This window comes from Ruegeria sp. HKCCD7559 (assembly GCF_013110575.1).
Lineage (GTDB): Bacteria > Pseudomonadota > Alphaproteobacteria > Rhodobacterales > Rhodobacteraceae > Ruegeria.
In genome coordinates, this window is sequence record NZ_WVQU01000010.1 from 96,925 (window position 1) to 114,238 (window position 17,314).

General features: G+C 56.7%; 20 protein-coding genes. 4 read left to right on the top strand and 16 right to left on the bottom strand.

The window, feature by feature from the left end:
• Positions 1–451: 451 nt before the first annotated feature.
• Together cueR and GS605_RS19070 are read right to left on the bottom strand one after the other, a co-directional pair.
• Entirely contained in the window at positions 452–838 is a 387-nt protein-coding gene (gene cueR / locus GS605_RS19065) for a Cu(I)-responsive transcriptional regulator (RefSeq protein WP_152460772.1), read from the bottom strand.
• A gap of 15 nt (positions 839–853) precedes the next feature.
• A complete protein-coding gene (locus GS605_RS19070) occupies positions 854–3,364 on the bottom strand; it encodes a heavy metal translocating P-type ATPase (protein WP_170417908.1) in 2,511 nt (836 codons plus the stop codon).
• A 173-nt stretch (positions 3,365–3,537) separates the two neighbouring features.
• Between GS605_RS19070 and GS605_RS19075 the strand changes: the two genes are divergently transcribed.
• A complete protein-coding gene (locus tag GS605_RS19075; protein ID WP_170417905.1) occupies positions 3,538–3,735 on the top strand; it encodes a heavy-metal-associated domain-containing protein in 198 nt (65 codons plus the stop codon).
• Positions 3,736–3,772: 37 nt separating this feature from the next.
• Here GS605_RS19075 and GS605_RS19080 read toward each other — a convergent pair whose 3' ends face one another.
• From GS605_RS19080 to GS605_RS19120, 9 genes are all read right to left on the bottom strand, one after another.
• Entirely contained in the window at positions 3,773–4,465 is a 693-nt protein-coding gene (locus GS605_RS19080) for a DsbA family protein (protein WP_170418016.1), read from the bottom strand.
• Between the two features lie 37 nt (positions 4,466–4,502).
• Positions 4,503–4,976 (bottom strand): c-type cytochrome, encoded by a 474-nt coding sequence (locus tag GS605_RS19085; RefSeq protein ID WP_171724989.1) that lies wholly within the window; start codon positions 4,974–4,976, stop codon positions 4,503–4,505.
• Complete coding sequence (locus GS605_RS19090; RefSeq protein ID WP_170417903.1) at positions 4,976–6,346, bottom strand: multicopper oxidase family protein; 1,371 nt, start codon at positions 6,344–6,346, stop codon at positions 4,976–4,978. The genes GS605_RS19085 and GS605_RS19090 overlap by 1 nt, the downstream gene beginning before the upstream one ends.
• 39 nt (positions 6,347–6,385) lie before the next feature.
• Entirely contained in the window at positions 6,386–7,285 is a 900-nt protein-coding gene (locus GS605_RS19095; RefSeq protein ID WP_170417899.1) for a cytochrome c, read from the bottom strand.
• 9 nt (positions 7,286–7,294) lie between these two features.
• Positions 7,295–7,864 carry a cytochrome c gene (locus GS605_RS19100; RefSeq protein WP_170417895.1) on the bottom strand — a complete coding sequence of 190 codons (570 nt, stop codon included), beginning with the start codon at positions 7,862–7,864 and terminating at the stop codon, positions 7,295–7,297.
• A 60-nt stretch (positions 7,865–7,924) separates the two neighbouring features.
• Positions 7,925–8,107, bottom strand: a complete 183-nt coding sequence (locus tag GS605_RS19105; RefSeq protein ID WP_157054267.1) for a hypothetical protein — start codon at positions 8,105–8,107, stop codon at positions 7,925–7,927.
• 153 nt (positions 8,108–8,260) lie between these two features.
• Positions 8,261–8,710: a cytochrome c gene (locus GS605_RS19110; protein ID WP_170417891.1), complete on the bottom strand. Its 450-nt coding sequence runs from the start codon at positions 8,708–8,710 to the stop codon at positions 8,261–8,263.
• 67 nt (positions 8,711–8,777) lie between these two features.
• Entirely contained in the window at positions 8,778–9,368 is a 591-nt protein-coding gene (locus GS605_RS19115) for a L,D-transpeptidase (protein WP_170417888.1), read from the bottom strand.
• 634 nt (positions 9,369–10,002) lie between these two features.
• On the bottom strand, positions 10,003–10,656 hold the full coding sequence (locus tag GS605_RS19120) for a L,D-transpeptidase (protein ID WP_050605720.1): 654 nt from the start codon (positions 10,654–10,656) through the stop codon (positions 10,003–10,005).
• A gap of 374 nt (positions 10,657–11,030) precedes the next feature.
• On the opposite strand from GS605_RS19120, the gene GS605_RS19125 reads away from it, so the two are divergent.
• The 3 genes from GS605_RS19125 to GS605_RS19135 all read left to right on the top strand — a co-directional run bounded on the left by GS605_RS19125 (position 11,031) and on the right by GS605_RS19135 (position 13,769).
• Entirely contained in the window at positions 11,031–11,342 is a 312-nt protein-coding gene (locus GS605_RS19125) for a DUF2933 domain-containing protein (RefSeq protein WP_255612174.1), read from the top strand.
• Between the two features lie 39 nt (positions 11,343–11,381).
• Positions 11,382–11,555, top strand: a complete 174-nt coding sequence (locus tag GS605_RS19130) for a hypothetical protein (protein ID WP_170417885.1) — start codon at positions 11,382–11,384, stop codon at positions 11,553–11,555.
• 117 nt (positions 11,556–11,672) lie between these two features.
• Positions 11,673–13,769 (top strand): protein-disulfide reductase DsbD, encoded by a 2,097-nt coding sequence (locus GS605_RS19135; protein WP_170418009.1) that lies wholly within the window; start codon positions 11,673–11,675, stop codon positions 13,767–13,769.
• Between the two features lie 9 nt (positions 13,770–13,778).
• Here the strand turns inward: GS605_RS19135 and GS605_RS19140 are convergent, their stop codons facing one another.
• From GS605_RS19140 to GS605_RS19160, 5 genes are all read right to left on the bottom strand, one after another.
• The gene (locus tag GS605_RS19140) at positions 13,779–14,237 is read right to left on the bottom strand and encodes an ATPase (protein WP_170417881.1); all 459 of its coding nucleotides are present in this window, start codon (positions 14,235–14,237) and stop codon (positions 13,779–13,781) included.
• Between the two features lie 114 nt (positions 14,238–14,351).
• Positions 14,352–15,500 carry a c-type cytochrome biogenesis protein CcmI gene (ccmI, locus tag GS605_RS19145; protein ID WP_170417878.1) on the bottom strand — a complete coding sequence of 383 codons (1,149 nt, stop codon included), beginning with the start codon at positions 15,498–15,500 and terminating at the stop codon, positions 14,352–14,354.
• The gene (locus GS605_RS19150; RefSeq protein ID WP_170417876.1) at positions 15,497–15,985 is read right to left on the bottom strand and encodes a cytochrome c-type biogenesis protein; all 489 of its coding nucleotides are present in this window, start codon (positions 15,983–15,985) and stop codon (positions 15,497–15,499) included. Before GS605_RS19150 ends, ccmI begins: the two co-directional genes overlap by 4 nt.
• Positions 15,982–16,551: a DsbE family thiol:disulfide interchange protein gene (locus GS605_RS19155; RefSeq protein WP_170417873.1), complete on the bottom strand. Its 570-nt coding sequence runs from the start codon at positions 16,549–16,551 to the stop codon at positions 15,982–15,984. Before GS605_RS19155 ends, GS605_RS19150 begins: the two co-directional genes overlap by 4 nt.
• Positions 16,552–16,555: 4 nt before the next feature.
• Positions 16,556–17,314: cytochrome c-type biogenesis CcmF C-terminal domain-containing protein (locus tag GS605_RS19160; RefSeq protein ID WP_305851969.1), on the bottom strand; the 759-nt coding region annotated here is incomplete at its 5' end.

The window sequence follows — 17,314 nt, forward strand, 5'->3', positions numbered from 1 at the left end:
TCAGCCAAAACCGCAAGTCCTACGTGGGTCGGATATTCGCCAACACAACAGATACCGGAATGACATTCTCCGCTGTGATTTACGTGGCTATCCGTGTGGATTTGGCCAGTCGTCGGATGCAAACCGCTATGGTCGTGTTTGAAGTCTGATGACTTTGCAGCCATTGAAACGCCGTGAGGCTCAGAGGTGCTACTGTTTTTGACGTCACTGCTCGCGACCACAACAGTGCCGACGAAGGTCATCGCCAAGCAGACGCATGTCAGAAACGTCATTCGCAACACTGAGAAAAACTTCCACTTCATCCCGTGCAGTTAGGACGAACGTAACGAGTGTTCAAGCCAGTCGGAGGAAAAAACAGGTGAGTTGGTGCGCTGTATCGAAATGAAGCGGATTCCCGCGAATACACGTAACAAACTGCCAAAATAGGAGGCAGTTCATACGATGAGCGCATCTAAGTTTGGCCGAGGTTCTTCAGGATCGGGCAGTCGGGACGGTGGTCTCCGGCACATTCATCGATTAAATGAGACAGTGTAGCATGCATGGCCTTCAGGTCCGCGATCTTGGCATCTATTTCTTTTAGGTTCTGTTTGGCGATATCCTTCACGTCCGCGCTTGCGCGTTCTTTGTCCTCGTACAACGCCAGTAGTGAACGGCAATCCTCAATGGTAAAGCCCAATGAGCGGGCCCGCCCGATGAAGGCCAGTTTGTGCAGTTCCTTTTCGTCGAAATGTCGATACCCGTTCAGACTGCGCCTGGGTTTGATGAATCCGATATCCTCGTAATAACGGATGGTTTTGGCAGGCAGACCCGAACGTTCTGCTACATCTCCGATATTCACAGCGGTTCTCCTATTCTATTCAGCAGGCGCTGATCGCAGCGCCTGCTCTTCATTCTGCGAGATCTGTTCTCGCCCAACTTTGATCGGCTTAACCCAGCGCAACCGCAGCGCGTTGGTCAGGACAAATACACTGGACAGCGCCATGGCACCTGCAGCCAAAACCGGCGACAGCAACGGGCCGCCAAACGGATAGAGCACCCCCGCTGCAACCGGTATGAGCAGCGTGTTGTAGCTGAAAGCCCAGAACAGGTTTTGGCGGATGTTACGCATGGTGCGCTGACTAATATCGAAGGCGTTGACCACGCCTGTCAGGTCGCCTGACATCAGAACGACGTCAGCCGCCTCGATGGCGATGTCAGTGCCTGTCCCGATCGCAATTCCTACGTCAGCCGCCGCCAGAGCGGGGGCATCATTGATGCCATCACCCACAAAGGCCAGTTTTCCGCCATTTGAGCGCAGATCTTGCAACGCGGATACTTTACCCTCTGGCAGAACCTCGGCCACGACATGATCGATGCCAAGCTGCGCCGCGATGGATTTGGCTGTAGCGGTATTGTCGCCGGTAATCATCGCTACTTTCAGCCCCAGTCCGTGCAAAGCTTCAATTGCGTCTGGCGTGGTGGTCTTGATTGGGTCCGCCACGGCGATGACGGCTGCGATAACTCCGTCTACGGAGGCATAAAGTGGAGTCTTTCCGTTGATTGCGAGTTCAGCGCCCCGATCAGACAACGCGCCCATTTCAACCCCTTCGCGACTCATCAGGCGGTCGGCCCCGATCAGGATTGTATGGCCTTCGACTGAGGCGCTTACCCCGTAACCGGTGATCGACGTGAAGTCTTCTGGCTTCGAAAGCTCCAGACCACGGGTTTCAGCCGCGCGCACGATGGCCGTGGCGATCGGATGTTCGGATGTGACCTCAACGGCAGCAACAAGGCGCAGAACCTCATCCTCGGCCAATCCTTCGGCCACAATCAGGTCGGTCAGCTCCGGACGCCCTTCGGTCAAGGTCCCCGTCTTGTCCACCGCAACAACGGTGGTTTCCTGCAGCATTTGCAAGGCGTCGCCCTTTCGAAACAGGACACCCATCTCGGCCGCGCGGCCGGTGCCGACCATGATTGAGGTGGGTGTGGCCAACCCCATGGCGCAGGGGCAAGCAATGATCAGTACCGCAACCCCGGCTACCAACGCCAAGCTGAGCGCAGGATCGGGTCCGAACAACATCCAAACCAGCACAGTCATTACGGCCACAGCGATCACTACCGGCACGAACCACAGCGTGATGCGGTCAACCAAGCCTTGAATCGGAAGCTTGGCACCCTGTGCTTGTTCGACCATTTGAATGATCTGGGCCAACATAGTGTCTGCGCCGATCTTTTCAGCCCGGTACGTCAATGCGCCCGCGCCATTAACTGTTCCGCCGACCACAGTTGCGCCCTCGGTCTTTTCGGCAGGAACCGGCTCGCCGGTGATCATGCTTTCATCGACATATGACGCGCCGGTCACTACGGCACCATCCACCGCGATTTTTTCGCCCGGTCGAACGTGCACAATATCCCCTACAACGATCTGCTCGATCGGTAGCTCGACAACCGATCCGTCGCGCTCAACGCGCGCTGTTTTTGCCTGCAGACCGACCAGTTTTCGGATCGCTTCACCAGTTCGCCCCTTGGCGCGCGCCTCGAGGAACCTCCCCAGCAATATGAGAACCACGATCACCGCTGCGGCCTCGTAGTAGACGTTTGCGGTTCCGGCGGGAAGAACACCCGGCGCAAAGGTGGAAACAAGCGAGAACCCATAAGCCGCCGAAGTGCCCAGAGCCACCAGAGAATTCATGTCCGGCGCGCCTTTGAACAAGGAAGGGAATCCCTTAGTATAGAACTGCAAACCTGGCCCAAAAAGAACGATCGTGGTTAGAAGGAATTGCAGGTAATAGCTGTTCTGGATGCCGATCGTGCTCGCTATCAGGTGGTGCATGCCCGGAATAACATGCGAGCCCATTTCAAGGATAAAGACCGGCAAAGCGAGCAAGGCGGCAAAGCTTGTTCGCCGGGCCAATTGGCGAATCTCTTTGGCTTTGCGGTCTTGTGGTTCGGTCTGCGTCGCGGATCGCAGGCTCGCCGGATAGCCAGCAGATGCCGCAAGCGCCGCGATGGCTTCGGGTGTTGTGACTCCCTCAGCATAACGTACAGTTGCACTTTCGGTGGCCAGATTGACCGACGCGGACAAGACGCCATCATCTGCTTGCAATGCCCGTTCAACGCGCCCCACGCACGATGCGCAGGACATGTTCTGAATATCCAGCGTTACCTCTTCCGTCCGTGCCAGATATCCGGCGCTGTTTAACGCATCAGCAATGGCCGCTTTATCGGCTGGATCGCGGAAATCGACCTGAACGCTTTCGCTGGCGAGATTAACCGAAGCGGCATCTACCCCTGGCACATCTTTCAACGCGCGCTCAACCCGCCCTACGCAGGACGCACAGCTCATACCCTGAACTTGAAACCTTGCATGTGAAATTTCAGTCATATTGTCACCACCAATGTTCTGCTGACGGGAAACATAAGGGTTCCAGCAAGTGGAAGGTCAAGGGATGGGGCTGACTTTCTTTGCCACTAATTTTGACGATCCAATAATCACGACTTGACCTTCCTGTGCTGGAATACTTTAGCCGGGACGACGGAACACAGGAGCAAACATCCATGACGACCCTAAATATCCCGGATATGAGCTGCGGGCACTGCAAGTCAGCTATCGAAAAAGCCGTTGCCACGGTGGATTCCTCCGCACAGTTGGACTTTGACATGGAAAACCGCAGGGTACGTGTCTTAAGCACCAATTCACTTGATCATATCCTTGCAGCGCTGAAGTCCGAGGGATACGAAGCCACGATCGCATGATAAACTTAGGAGCGCACATGCTGTCGCCCCCTTGGTTCTATCTTGCGTCTCTGACTGCCACGATTAACCGGGTCATTTCATCTTCGGTGATCAGACCCGGGGCAAGCGCATCTCCAATCACAAACGAAGGAGTGCCACTGAAGCCAAGCTGTCGGGCCAATTCCATGGAAATCTGAATATGCGCGTCGACTTCCGGCGCTTCCATATCTGCGCGCAATTGATCCTCGTCCAGGCCAAGTTCCCGAACAACTTTCAGTACACTGGCCTCAGTGGCACGACCGTTCAGAGCCATAAGCGCCCAATGAAATTCTTCGTATTTTCCCTGGTTTCGTGAGGCCAGCGCAGCGCGTGCCGCGAAGTCGGAACCTTCTCCAAGTATGGGCCATTCTCGATAAACAATTCGCACATCGGAATCGCCCGCGATTACGTTCTTCACGACCGGGGCAGCGCGTTTGCAATATGGGCAGTTATAGTCGAAAAACTCGACCACGGTTACATCGCCTTCCGGGTTTCCGATTACAGGCGCATTCGGATCCTGTTCCAGCAATTCACGCTGATTTTCCAAGACGCTTCCAATTGCTTCGGCTTTTGCCTGATCCTCGCGCTGTTGAAGCAATTGAATCGCCTGCATGATGATCTCAGGGTTTTCCAAAATGGCTTCGAGAGCCAGCCGTTTTACATCGGAGTCAGACAGCTCGTCGGCGCGTGCCATAGGAATGCCAATCGACATGGCGATAGCGACTAAGCCTGCAAGTATTCGTTTCACATCAGTTTCCTTCCGTTTGTTCTGCTTCGGTGCGTTGCTCTTGCAGCTTGCGTTCCCGATCCGGCCAACTCTCCTGGATGAAGGCGAGGATGTCCCAGATATCCTGATCCGACAGAGTGTCCCCGAAGCCTGGCATGCCGCTTTTGACGTCAGCGACACCCATCTGTTTCAAAGTTTGGTCCCCGCCAAACTTTGTATAGTCGAACAACAGCTTGTCGCCGTGATGCCAGGTATGCCCGGTTCGGTCATGCGGGGGCGCCCGCAAGACGCCATCCGGATCAGGTGTTTGCCAATCCTGCTGACCCTCCAAATTTGCCCCGTGGCATGACGCGCAGTTTTCGGCGTACAAAACTGCACCACGTGCCGAATCCGCTGATGCACTGTTCTGCGCACGCCCACTCAGGCCCCAGCCAGCGACCGCGACAATGATCACTACAGCAGCCAGTGACACCCATTTCGCCGAACTCTTGTTCATCATGCCACGCTCAGCCAGGTCTTCATACCAGCGGCCTGATGCGACAGCATATGGCAATGAAACAGCCAATCCCCCGGGTTATCCGCAACGAACGCAATCTCCCGCTTTTCTATCCGGTCAACCAGGATTGTGTCCCGCAGCGGCCCTAGGTTGCCGTTTGGCAGAACTTCCTGAAAGTGCGTCCCGTGCAAGTGCATAGCGTGCGGAAAGACGGTGTCGTTCTGCATCTGAATCCGGACTATGTCGCCACGCGAAACGGCAGCAAGGGGGTTTTCAGGTAACCCGGCGACACCGTTGAATGTCCAGATCTGCCCTTCCTGAACCAATTCATTGGTGCTCATGACCTGGCCGTTAAAAGTGCCTTGACGCAGTCCGCCCATCGCCCCGCCTTCCATCACTAATGGGATTGTCAAAGCGTCAGAAACATCTTCGAGAAAGGAAACAGGGTTGGGTGGCAGGGCTTCTATTGCACCGCGGTTTGCGGATGCACCGCTTCCCGAAACCGGGATTTCAGCAATGACAAACGATTCATCGCGTTCGTGAAGAGTTATTTGAACGGCTTCGTTCGATTCCGCTGTGACATCAACAATTAAGTCTGCTCGCTGTGCAGGCCCAAAAACAAGGGTTTCAAAATCCTCTGGCTGCCTTACAGGCATGCCATCATAAGCGACCAGTTTCCCGTTTGCGCCACCTACTGAGACATACATGATCCGATCAGTTGCCACGTTGACCATTCGAAGTCGCAAACGCTGGTTTGTCAGAACTTCTGTCATGGGCGATATGTGTGCGTGAACGTAGTTTCCCATTCGGCCTGCATGCGTCCAGTCATGCATCGCGCCGAAATCATCGACGATTTGGGCGTCCTGACCCAACCTCCAGTCATCCAGCAGGATCGTAATGTCATGATCCGTGTCCGGCGGGTCCATTTCGTCGACGATGAACGCGCCGTAAAGGCCCCTGGCCACTTGTTCCGTTGACTGGTTATGAGAGTGGTACCAGAAGGTTCCTGCATCCTTCAGAGGCAAGTCATACTGAAACTCGCCGCTTGTTGGTACAGCCTCCTGTGTAAGACCCGGCACCCCATCCATGTTGTTTGGAACCCGCAGTCCATGCCAATGGATTGCCGTAGGCTGAGGCAGTGAGTTCAGGAGTGTCCGGCGAACCGTTTCGCCCTGCCGGGCACGAATTTCGGGGCCCGGAACACCGCCATCATATCCCCATATCTCGGTTTCAGGATAGCTGTCGGGGGCAACACGTGCCAATCCTGAACGCGCCTCGATTATTCGGGGGGCGGTAGCCGCCCTCCCGATAGTCGGCACTGCGATTAGTGCCGACGTGCCTGCAACGAATTGCCTGCGATTGAGCTTCATGAGGACTTCCCTCCAAAGAAAATTTGATCTCTCACTCGATTACCCCCCGTCGTGCACATCCAGCAGATAGGTCGCCATTGCCTTCCGGTCTTCGTCTGTCAGAAAGCTGGTGCCATAGTTTACGACCTCTCCCATGGCGCCGCCGAAGACATCGCCATCAGGCATGACGCCGGTGCGCAACGCGTAGGCCAAATCATCTACCGTCCAACCACGCTTTTGCAGGGTCTCAAAGTCGATGGCCGGTGCCTTGTCACCGCCCGGCAGAGAGTCACTTCCCTTGAAGTGTTCCGTGTCCGAATTTCTTGCGCCAGCCAGGTTCCTCCCGGTGTGGCAGGCCGCACAATGTGTGGCACCTTCGACCAGTAGCCGGCCCCGGTTCCACACTTCGTCATTGCCCGGCACGGGATCAGTGCGGGGTGGTTCCAGAAAAGCCGCGCGCCACAGCTTCAGGCCCCATCTCTGATTGAAGGGGAACGCCATTTCCTGTTCTTTTGACGGTTCCGCTACCGGTGGAACTGTTTGCCATGCGGCCCAGAGATCGGCGATGTCCTGATCCGTGAAATTGGCATAGAATGGATAAGGAAAGGCCGGGTAATAGGGTTGTCCGCCGGGTGATACGCCTTGACGCACCGCGCGGGCGAACTCCTCGATTGTCCAATCACCGATCCCGTGATCGGGATCTGTGGTCAGGTTCGGCGAAAAGAGCGTGCCGAACGGGGTATCCAACTCCACCCCACCGGCCAAGGCCGCGCCCCCTTTGGCAAAATCTGTGTGGCAAGCGATACAACCACTTGCCCTTGCCAGATACGCCCCGCGGTTAACGTCACCCTGAATGTCGAGAGCTTGTAAGGGCTGGCCAATCGGCCAAGCCATCACAGCAACAAGTCCCGCTGACGCCGCTACGGCGGCAGCAAGGCCCAATCGGAATATCGGTCTCATGACGCATTCCTATTCCGACCGAAATTGCGTGTGACACGCCGAGCATGTCTGGCTCAGCATCATGAACACACCATCTGCCGGCATTTCAGAAAGTTGTGCCTGGTTTGGACTGCCGCCCATCATTCCGGCACCCATCATAGAACCGCCACCCATCATGGATGCGCCGCCCATCATGCCCGAACCATGGCCCGACCCGGACATCATCAACCCGTTGTCCGCCGCAAGCACAAGGCCTTCAGAGTAGGATTCCAACTGCCTGGCTAACTCTGCAAATGAACCCCAATCCTGCCAGATCTCCGATTTGGCCTCCGAGGGTTTGCCATCAGATCCCTCTGGAAACAGCTTTGTCATGCTCTCGCCAGCGTGACGCCCGATTTTCTTGGCCTCGCTTCGTACCGTTTGCGCATTGTAGGGCGTTTTCCCCTGCATCATCGGCGTAAGGATCTTCATGCTGTCCTTCATCGCGGACATACCATCCATGCGTTCTTTGACGATGCCGGTTGCGCCACCATGCGCCAGGGCGGCGGCTGCAAACAGAGAAACCAGGGCAACGCCTGTGGTCATTTTCAGAATGTTCATTGTTTTGTCCTTGTCGTCTGCTTCGACGCGCCCAGGTTGAGCGCAATTCGACTGGTCAGATCAGGACACGCGGCGGTGGTGGGTCAAACGCCGCGATACCGAGAACCCGGTATTGGGCTCGAGGGATCGAGTATCTTTGTTCAGTATCTTGGGGGCCAGGCGGTGGTGGACCCATCGAAAATAGACCAACAGCGTTGCAAATCGTTCCGCCATGACAATGTCCGGGATGACCCTGCTTGACATGCTCAACGTCCGCGGAGTCCGTTTGGTCAATCACGTGCTGAGAACCACTGCCATGTGCATGAGCAGAATCGGCCGTCACAAGCAGCCCGCCAATGGTCAGCACCATTGACAGTATGATGTAACGAATTGCACTGCCCATTCGGCTCGTCACCTTCAGAAAATCCCGTTTTCCTGCTGCAGCTCTCTGATATACGCCACGATGCCCTTCACATCCGCACGGGTCAAGCCATCGACCGGCGGCATATTGCCGAACTTCCAATGGTGTGCCCGAACTCCATTCTGGACTGCCACATAAAATGACTCGTCCGAATGGTGGCTTGGTTCATAGATTTTATGCACCAAAGGTGGTGCAAGGCCTTCCAGACCTGTTGCATTCGCGCCATGGCACGCCGAGCATTTGGCGTCGAATGCCACTTTGCCGACGGCCGCAAATTCGCTTAGCTGGTCCGGCAGAGTGACGTTTTCGATTGGGTCTCCTTGCTCCAGTGCTGACGTATCGGGCGGCGTCATCGAGTGACCTGTTGGTTGCTGATTTAAGTTGTAGACGAACGCGGCGGCGCCTGCGATCACTACTCCGCCGATCAAGAGTGTAAGTTTATCCATCTCTGTTCTTCACATGATTGTCAGTTCTTAGGTTCAACGCGCGCAAAAAAAATCGGCCTGACCAAGGTCAGATCAGTTTTACCTGAGTGCCCACAGTGGCCAGTTCGAACAATTCCGCAATCTGCTCGTTGTACAAGCCAATGCAGCCGTTGGAGGATCTTCTCCCGATCTTGCGCGTGTCGTTGGTGCCGTGGATCCGGTAGTATTGCCAGCTCAAATAAAGTGCATGTGTCCCCAGAGGATTCTCCGGACCCGGGCCCACATAATCGGGCCAAGCGGGGTTGCGCTTTTTCATTGCTGGTGTCGGTCGCCAAGACGGCCCTTCGACCTTGCGAGTAACTGTGGTGTAGCCCAGCCTTGTAAGGTCTTCCGTCAGCGGTACGCTGGTTGGATACATTCGGTAGACGCTTTCGTCTTCCGACCAATATTGCAGGACCTTGGACTGTGTATCGGACAGGATCACACCATTCTTAAGCGTATCAAAGTGGTCCTGCCATTTAGCAACGCGGAATGAGGAAACATTGCGGCGCGTCCCCTCAGTTGCCGTTGATTGGGCCCAAACGGCCGGTGCTGGAAAAAGCGTCGTCGCAGCAAACGCGGCAATCACTCCACGTCGCGTAACAACCTTTCCTTCTTTGCTCCGTTTCATGCCTGCCATCCCAAAGTTTATTCTTTTTTTCCGACTCAAATAACTCGTATGCCCGGTTCCTGCGCTGGAAGGTCAACACGCAAATGACATTTCATATGGGATGTCTCGTCTGAATTGTCGTTGCCGTTGGCGCAGGGATATTTCCTTAGAAGGCGGACCCAAATCATCAAGTCATTGTGGAAAAGCAATTTTTCTTGGACGTAACTCCAGGCTGCTTTAAGCAAAACCTGACTTTCTTGAATCAACCGAACACAAAAAAGCAACGCTAACAATTGCTTAGTTCTTGGTGAATTGATGTGATCACCCGTCGATGCGAGGGTAGCAGGCACTACAAATGACAATCACAGTGGACTAAACACCATGTCCTTCAGGAAAGCTTTCCAAGCACTGGCCGCACTTTTGTTCATCGGCGCTTGTACCGAAACAACGTCAATATCTGCAGATAGCGAGCCCGGAACGCTTTCCCAAGTTCCTGACGCCGTAGCCCAGATTGCTGCTCCGGGCCAGGACCTGAACGCAGTGAAAATCATGCCTGAGGACGGTTGCTATTGGTATCGCTATGTTGGGCCAGTTGAAACAACCTACCTACCACTTAGGACTATTGAAGGGCGCCCAATCTGTACGCGCGCCTGACAAGCGCCTGTCAGCTGGTCGCGGTCAGAAGCCGCTCGGGAGGGTAGAGATGAGCCGTGGACCCTGGCCTGACACGATCATAAAGCCCGATGATATGTGGCATCGCCATCCTTACGCAGCCAGAACTTGCGCGACCTCCGATAGATCTTGGATAAGGCGTTCCGTGAATTCGCAGGTATGTGTCGCGACCACCTTCGAACAGATAAAACGCCCTTGATCCCAATGGGTTTGTCGGCCCACCGGGCACACCATCTGCGAATTGCGCATATTCATCAGGGTCGCGCTCAATCATTTCGGCTGTAGGAGTCCAACGCGGCCATTTGGCCTTTCGCTTGATCGTGTAGACTCCGGGCTCGTAAAGATTGCCTCGGGCAATGGCTACGCCGTAACGCATTGCTGTGCCACCGTCTTCGATGAAATACAGATATCGTGCCACCGCGTCGACATGAATGTCACCCGGAGTAAGTGGTCGATTGGTTTGCACACGCTGAGGCAGGAAACGTGGGTGTAAACCCCAGGGATTGGATGTTGCGGGATCAAAATTGGCTGGAGTTACTTGCGCATCCCACTCCGACCATTGCGAGGCCGCCGCCGACGTCACTCCAAAAACCGGCTGAGAGAAAATGGCGAGCGAGGCTGCAACAAAATGTCGTCTGGTCAGCATTGATAGCGCTCCTATTGGCTGGTTGGTGTCTGGAGTTAGTACCCAGGGGATTAGACAATCCGCGACGGGGGAAGATTTGTCCATTCAATTATTCGTTCGATATCGCTTCGACCCACCCGCGAGTTTTCAAGGCTTAAAGTGACCTAGGCAGCTTCGTGTTTAACCTGAAACTTCACCAGGCGTCGGGACGACAATGCCTGCTGTTCATACCCCTAAAAACTTCCCTGTTCCGGCCGTGTCTATGCACCAAGTAAGGCCCAAGCAAATGCTGGACTGGTTTGACAGCGTCAAATTCGCTTCGCGCCAAAACAGCTTGACCTTCCATCGTGGGAAGGCGTTAGCAGAGGTCTCCAATCCAAATTTTGGAGTTGAATGTGAAAGAAAAACAGACTGCAAACGCGCCGCAGGCGTCAGTACCGGTTAGCGGCGGCAAGATAATGAAATGGGGCATGATGGTATGTTGCATTGCCATGATAACGCCGATCGCTCTCTACTTGATCGCCGGCGGGACGGTTGGTGGGCTTTCTGACTCCTTGGGTCTTTTCGCACCGTTGATCCTGTGCCTCGGAGCCCATTTCTTTATGCACAAGGCGATGGAAAAATCCTGTCATTCGAACAAATCTGAATCGGAAAGACCAAAGGCAACAGACGCCGCGGTCGGACCGAACCCAGTACACCGGCAATAATCTTCAATCATGAAGCTTTGGTGCTCAAGGTTGGCCGCCATGTCGCTGGCCGCTCTTTCGCTGGCGGCTTGCGCACCACGCCCTAAACTATGCCCGCTGCAACCGCCGCAGCCTGAATACGCCCTGCCCCAAGGTTGCCGGGTTCAATGGGAGGGCGCGGATGGCGGGGCCTATTTCATCTGCGAAGACGGGCGCGAAGGTTTCGTGAGCTGATCGTGGGGATGTGACATTCCGGCTCGTTGACCCTCCAGCGCTGGAATCTGGCAGAGACGGGTGCAAAACAACCGATGGCAACGCGCAATGGCAAGAACACTCCTAAATTTATGTATTATGATCTTGGGGTTAATCTTTGGCCAGACTTCCGCCGGGACAAGCCTTGCAGCTACATCCCAAGCGTATGAATCAGAGCCCCTGGTCGCACACATAATTACCGCGCAGGACGGGATCGCGCCTGACGTCAAGACGATCACTGCAGGACTGCATCTGAAACTGGGCGAAGATTGGAAAACCTACTGGAAGTCGCCTGGTGAGGTGGGAATTCCGCCCAAGATCACTTGGAACGGCTCGCAAAACGTCAGCGACGTACAGTTTCACTGGCCCGCGCCGATCCGTTTTCGCGCCTTCGGGATCGAGAATTTCGGGTACAAGGACGAAGTGGTCTTTCCGCTGACCGTCACACTCGAGAACCCCGGAGCGCCAGTTGACTTGAAGGCCGCTGTGACAACGCTGATCTGTTCCGATATCTGTGTGCCGGTCGAGTTTTCGCTGGACTTGTCGCTGACTCAGGGAACGGGTCGGGATCAGGACTCGGCCCGGCTTATAAATGCCTTTCTGTCGCGGGTGCCAACCACGGGAAACACAAGCGGAATGAAGTCCGACGCCGCGACCCTGGATACCGAGTCCGAGATGCTGACGCTGAATTTCACCAGCGACCTGCCCTTTGATGCGCCTGATGTCTTTCCCGACATGGGACGTGACACCGCGTTTGGTGCACCCGACATCCGGCTCGCTGGCGACAGGCGTCAGCTATGGGTGCAGTTCCCGGTCCTCGCTCTGGCACAGGACCCCCCCGCCTTGTCCGTCACGGTTACCGACACCAACCGCGTGGCCGAGTTTTCGCCCCGTACCGACGCTCCCCCTACCCCGCCACCATATGAGATCGCGGCCGCCGAAACTTCAGCCAGCGCGCTGGTCTGGATCATTTTGCTGGCGGTGGGCGGCGGGTTGATTCTGAATGTCATGCCCTGCGTACTGCCAGTGCTTTCGATCAAGCTTTCCTCGGCGGTAAAGGCTCGCGACCGCTCTGCGGCTCAGATTCGCGCCGGGTTCCTGGCTTCGGCAGCCGGAATCCTGACATTCATGTGGCTGTTGGCGGCTATCACCATTGCGGCGCGGTCGCTGGGCTATTCCGTCGGCTGGGGCATCCAGTTCCAGAATCCGCTTTTCCTTGCGGTGATGATCGTGGTGCTGGCGGTTTTTGCAACCAGCCTCGCGGGCTTGTTCGAGATCACGCTGCCGCAGTCGCTGAACACCCGGCTTGCCCATGTCGAAAAGGGCCGCGTGTCGCTGGTCGGGGATTTCCTGACCGGAGCCTTCTCAGCAGTTCTGGCGACGCCCTGCTCGGCCCCCTTCCTCGGCACGGCGGTGGCCTTTGCCCTGACCGGCCGACCGGTGGATATCGTGGCGATCTTCACCGCAATGGGGGTCGGGCTGGCCATTCCTTACCTGCTGGTTGCAGTGCACCCGAAACTTACCGCCGCTCTGCCTAAACCGGGGCGTTGGATGGTGGGATTAAAATGGGCCCTGTCGGCGGCACTGCTGACCACGATCGGCTGGTTGGTCTGGGTGATGGTCGGGGTGGCCGGAGACACTGCTGCAACTGCTACCGTGCTGGCTGCAACTGTTCTGGTCCTGTTGATCTGGAAAAGTACGATGATGCCACCCGTTTTGCGCTGGACAGCCCTGTTGCTGACGCTGACCGCAGCGTTTGCCGCACCGGTTGCGATTGCCGGCAAAGACCGGTCCAGGCTGCTTGAACCAGCCGGAGAGATCCCTTGGATTACCTTCAGCCGCCCCGAAATCGCCCGCCTTGTGTCGCGCGGCGAGGTGGTTTTCGTCGATGTCACAGCCGACTGGTGTCTGACCTGCAAGGCCAACAAAGCGCTGGTGCTGGAACGCGGCGAGGTTCTGGCAACACTGCAATCGGACAAAGCAATTCCGATGCAGGCCGACTGGACCCGCCCCGACGATGTGATCGCCCGTTTCCTTGAGGACAATGGACGGTTCGGGATCCCCTTCAACATCGTCTACGGCCCGTCGGCCCCCGAAGGCATCGCCCTGCCAGAGATCTTGACCACGAACGCCATTCTCGACGCGATGGAACAGGCCGCGCCGATTGCGGGCGGAGCCGTGGAAAGCGGATCCTGACCCCGGAGTTCACATATCCCGGACGCGGTTGCTCTGCTGCGCTAAACGCATGGTCTCGTGCTCTTCCATATCCAGTATCGCCTGAAAGAGTTCGCGTGCCTCGGGTATCTCGGCACGCCCGTGCAAATACCGATATAAGTCGATCACCTGATTGTGAAGATCGAAGACCGCTTCGCAGATCTCATCGACGCTCATCTGTGCGAACGGCCTGTCGCAGGCGCGATGTGGGTCGATCGGCTCATTGCCCAAATAGTCATATACCCAGGTGTTGAGCGCTTTGGGATCGGCTCGTTTCACGAAACCATCGACGATTTTCTCCAGAGCAGCCTCATGATCGGCGAGGTAGGTAAGCAACATCCTGGCCAGCTCCTGCTCTGACTGTGTCGAACAGTGGGCCAAACATTCGGCGAGCCAATGATGCATTTCCCGCGTCCAGACAATTAGATCAGAAAACGTTTCAACTTTCATGGTCTCAACCTCCTAAAGATCGGCATGCGATAGCCTAAACCGGAATTTTCCAGATGGCTCACTGGGCATCAGCGCGAAGTCGGCGCCGGCCCGATCCACGCCGGGCTGCGGGAATCAACCCCCCAGTTCCAGCAATGCCCGGTCGATTGCCACCTTGCGCGGATCCCCCTGCGGCAGGTCATCCGCCAGATCCCTTGCCCTGCCATAGGCGTTCCGGGCGCCGTCGGTCTCGCCCAGCACCGAATAGGCGTTGCCCAGCCGCATCCAGCCGTCCAGATCGCCTGGGTTTTCCTGCATCCGGCTCGCAAGCCGTTCGACCATCGAGCGGATGAAGGCCTGCCGGTCTTCGTCTGACATCTCCTCGGCCGCCGCCACCTGATCGGCAGTTGGGCCGGGCATGGAAGGGGCAAAAGCCGCCAGATTCACCGGAGCCCGTCCGATCGACGGGGCGATGCGGTTAAGCTGGGCCACAAAACTCTCCATCCATGGCCGGAACTCCTCTTCGGCGTCCATCCGCGTCTTCAGTAGGTCATAGGCCTTATCAGGCGATCCAGCCTGCTCCAGACCAATGGCTTTGTAGAATGTCGCTGCTGGGTTCGATGGGTCCAGTTCCAAGGCTCGTTCAAACGCCCGATCGGCCTTGGGCGTAACGACACCGTCATCGGCATAGACCAACGCCTCGCCATATTGCGACACCAGCGCTGAATTCGCATTGGGTCGGTCCAGCAACCCCTCGAACGCGTCTGCGGCATCTCCAAAGCGTCCCATACGCATATAGGTCTGAGCCAACAACACCCATCCCTCGGTTGGCCCGCCGGTTTCATCCGCCTCAAGCCGCGACTTCAGGCGCACGGCAAGGTCGGCGATTTCACGGGCTTCGGCCTGCTCCCCCTCGCGTTGGGCAAATGGCTGGCTGGGGATGTAGGGACTACCCAGTTGCCAATAAAGACCGGCTCCGAGCGCTGGAACTACCAGCGCGGCAAGTAAAATCAGCGCACGCCCGGAATGGCCCATTATCGCTTTGTCGTCCGATTGCCGGTCAATCGCCTTCAGGCGACGTTCTATCTCGGCTCTGGCGGCCTTGGCCTCTTCGGCTGAGATAATTCCTCGTTCCAGGTCCTTCTCCACTTCGCCGATCTGGTCGGAAAAGATGGCAGAGGCGCTTTCGCGTCTCGACAAGTCCGAGGTCTTGCGCCCCAGGCCGGAGAGGGCGAGCGTCAGAAACACCGCCACGGCCATGAATGAAAAGATAATCCAGATCATGCGTGCGGCTCCGTGAGTGAATGGTTTTCGGGATTCCGTTCTTCGCTCGCGCCGCGTTCCGTCTCTTGTTTTCGCGACTTCCGATATCGGCGCGCATTTTGGGTCAATACCGCTGCAGTCGCGATACCACCCAGCCCCAGGATGACGATAGGCGCAACCCACAGAATGTAAGTTGATGGCTTCCATGGCGGGTTGAACAGAACATAGTCGCCATAACGCGCAACCAGAAAGTCCATAACCTGCTGGTCCGTGTCGCCTGCCACCAGCCGTTCGCGCACAAGCAGACGAAGGTCGCGCGCCACGCCAGCGTTAGAACTGTCGATGTCTTGGTTCTGGCACACCACGCATCGCACCTGTTTCGAAATCGCCCGGGCCCGCTCTTCCAATACCGGATCTGCAAGTATCTCGTCGGGCTCAACCGCGAATGCCGGCTGCGACACCAGCATCGCCAGAGTGACCGCGGTAATTACAATGCGACGTATCATGACGCCTCTCCTCCGGCCGCCCGCGCCTGATCCAGCGCGGTGCGCATCTTTGAAATTGCCTCGTCGCCCAGCACCGGGCCGACAAAACGGAATACGACCTTGCCCGCGCCATCAATCACAAAGGTCTCCGGCACGCCGGAAATCCCCCATTCGATCCCGGCTCGGCCGTCCAGGTCGGAACCGATGCGCTCATAAGGGTTGCCCAGATCGTCGAGCCATTTCCGCGCGTCCTGCGGCTTGTCTTTGTAGTTAATGCCCATCAGGCGAATGCCCTCATCGCGTACCATACGCGTCAGCACCGCATGTTCGGCCCGGCAGGGCACGCACCAGGACGCAAACACGTTGACCACGATCGGAGCTGACCCGTCATTTTCCACCAGATCGGTACTGGACAGCCCGTGGGTATCCAGCCCTTCGACCGGCGGCAAGTCGAACTCAGGCACCGGCTGCGAGATCAAAACAGACGGGATTTCGTTTGGATCGCGATCGGGATTCAGTCCCCATAGCAGGAAGGCACCCAGGATGCCGGCAATCGTAATTGGGAACAGTGCAAATAGACGTTTCATTGCCCTACTCCGCCGCCACCGCAACGGAGCTCTGCCCAGTCCGTTTTCGTGGTGCACCGACGCGTAGACGCCGATCGGAGAGTGACAAGACACCACCAAATGCTAACAATCCTGAACCTATCCAGATCCAGACCACCAATGGCTCATACAAGATACGCAGGGTCCATTTGCTCTGTTCTGATTCCGCCGCCGGTTCCGATATTGAGGCGTAAAGGTCCCCTGCCAACGTCGTTCGAATTGCTGACTCGGTCGTACTGGTACCCGCCACGAGATAGGCCCTGCGCTCGGGTTGAAGCGTGGTGACATAAGCGCCATCGCGAAATACCGTCAGTGTGGCCGCGCGAGACAGATAGTTCGGACCGCGAAGCTGTTCCACACCGTCAAAACGCACGTCGAACCCTGCTATCTCAATCTGTGTTCCGGGCTCGGCAAAAGTCACGACCTCGGATTTCCAAGCGCTGGACCCGATAAAGCCGATCATACAGACAGCCAACCCCGCATGGGCCACGACCATGCCGTAATGAGAACGCGGTAGGCTGCGGGCCCGACGCAGGGACTCGGCCAACGGTGCCTCACCCAGCTTAATTCGGCTGGCCCACTCTGTCAGCACAGCGCCCAGCAACCAAACCGCAAGGCCGATCGACACTACCGCCAAGGCTGGGCCGCCGGTATCCAGATACCACACAAGCAACGCTACGAGCAGGCTAACCCCGGCCACCCATTTGAGCCGGGACAGAACACCGCGCAAATCCGCCCGCTTCCA

Excerpts from the sequence above, each read along its gene's own strand:
- GS605_RS19070 (WP_170417908.1), bottom strand. The coding sequence starts at position 3,364 with ATGACTGAAATTTCACATGCAAGGTTTCAAGTTCAGGGTATGAGCTGT.
- GS605_RS19075 (WP_170417905.1), top strand. The coding sequence starts at position 3,538 with ATGACGACCCTAAATATCCCGGATATGAGCTGCGGGCACTGCAAGTCA.
- GS605_RS19080 (WP_170418016.1), bottom strand. The coding sequence starts at position 4,465 with ATGTCGATTGGCATTCCTATGGCACGCGCCGACGAGCTGTCTGACTCC.
- GS605_RS19085 (WP_171724989.1), bottom strand. The coding sequence starts at position 4,976 with ATGAACAAGAGTTCGGCGAAATGGGTGTCACTGGCTGCTGTAGTGATC.
- GS605_RS19090 (WP_170417903.1), bottom strand. The coding sequence starts at position 6,346 with ATGAAGCTCAATCGCAGGCAATTCGTTGCAGGCACGTCGGCACTAATC.
- GS605_RS19095 (WP_170417899.1), bottom strand. The coding sequence starts at position 7,285 with ATGAGACCGATATTCCGATTGGGCCTTGCTGCCGCCGTAGCGGCGTCA.
- GS605_RS19100 (WP_170417895.1), bottom strand. The coding sequence starts at position 7,864 with ATGAACATTCTGAAAATGACCACAGGCGTTGCCCTGGTTTCTCTGTTT.
- GS605_RS19105 (WP_157054267.1), bottom strand. The coding sequence starts at position 8,107 with ATGTCAAGCAGGGTCATCCCGGACATTGTCATGGCGGAACGATTTGCA.
- GS605_RS19110 (WP_170417891.1), bottom strand. The coding sequence starts at position 8,710 with ATGGATAAACTTACACTCTTGATCGGCGGAGTAGTGATCGCAGGCGCC.
- GS605_RS19115 (WP_170417888.1), bottom strand. The coding sequence starts at position 9,368 with ATGGCAGGCATGAAACGGAGCAAAGAAGGAAAGGTTGTTACGCGACGT.
- GS605_RS19120 (WP_050605720.1), bottom strand. The coding sequence starts at position 10,656 with ATGCTGACCAGACGACATTTTGTTGCAGCCTCGCTCGCCATTTTCTCT.
- GS605_RS19130 (WP_170417885.1), top strand. The coding sequence starts at position 11,382 with ATGTCGCTGGCCGCTCTTTCGCTGGCGGCTTGCGCACCACGCCCTAAA.
- GS605_RS19135 (WP_170418009.1), top strand. The coding sequence starts at position 11,673 with ATGATCTTGGGGTTAATCTTTGGCCAGACTTCCGCCGGGACAAGCCTT.
- GS605_RS19140 (WP_170417881.1), bottom strand. The coding sequence starts at position 14,237 with ATGAAAGTTGAAACGTTTTCTGATCTAATTGTCTGGACGCGGGAAATG.
- ccmI (WP_170417878.1), bottom strand. The coding sequence starts at position 15,500 with ATGATCTGGATTATCTTTTCATTCATGGCCGTGGCGGTGTTTCTGACG.
- GS605_RS19150 (WP_170417876.1), bottom strand. The coding sequence starts at position 15,985 with ATGATACGTCGCATTGTAATTACCGCGGTCACTCTGGCGATGCTGGTG.
- GS605_RS19155 (WP_170417873.1), bottom strand. The coding sequence starts at position 16,551 with ATGAAACGTCTATTTGCACTGTTCCCAATTACGATTGCCGGCATCCTG.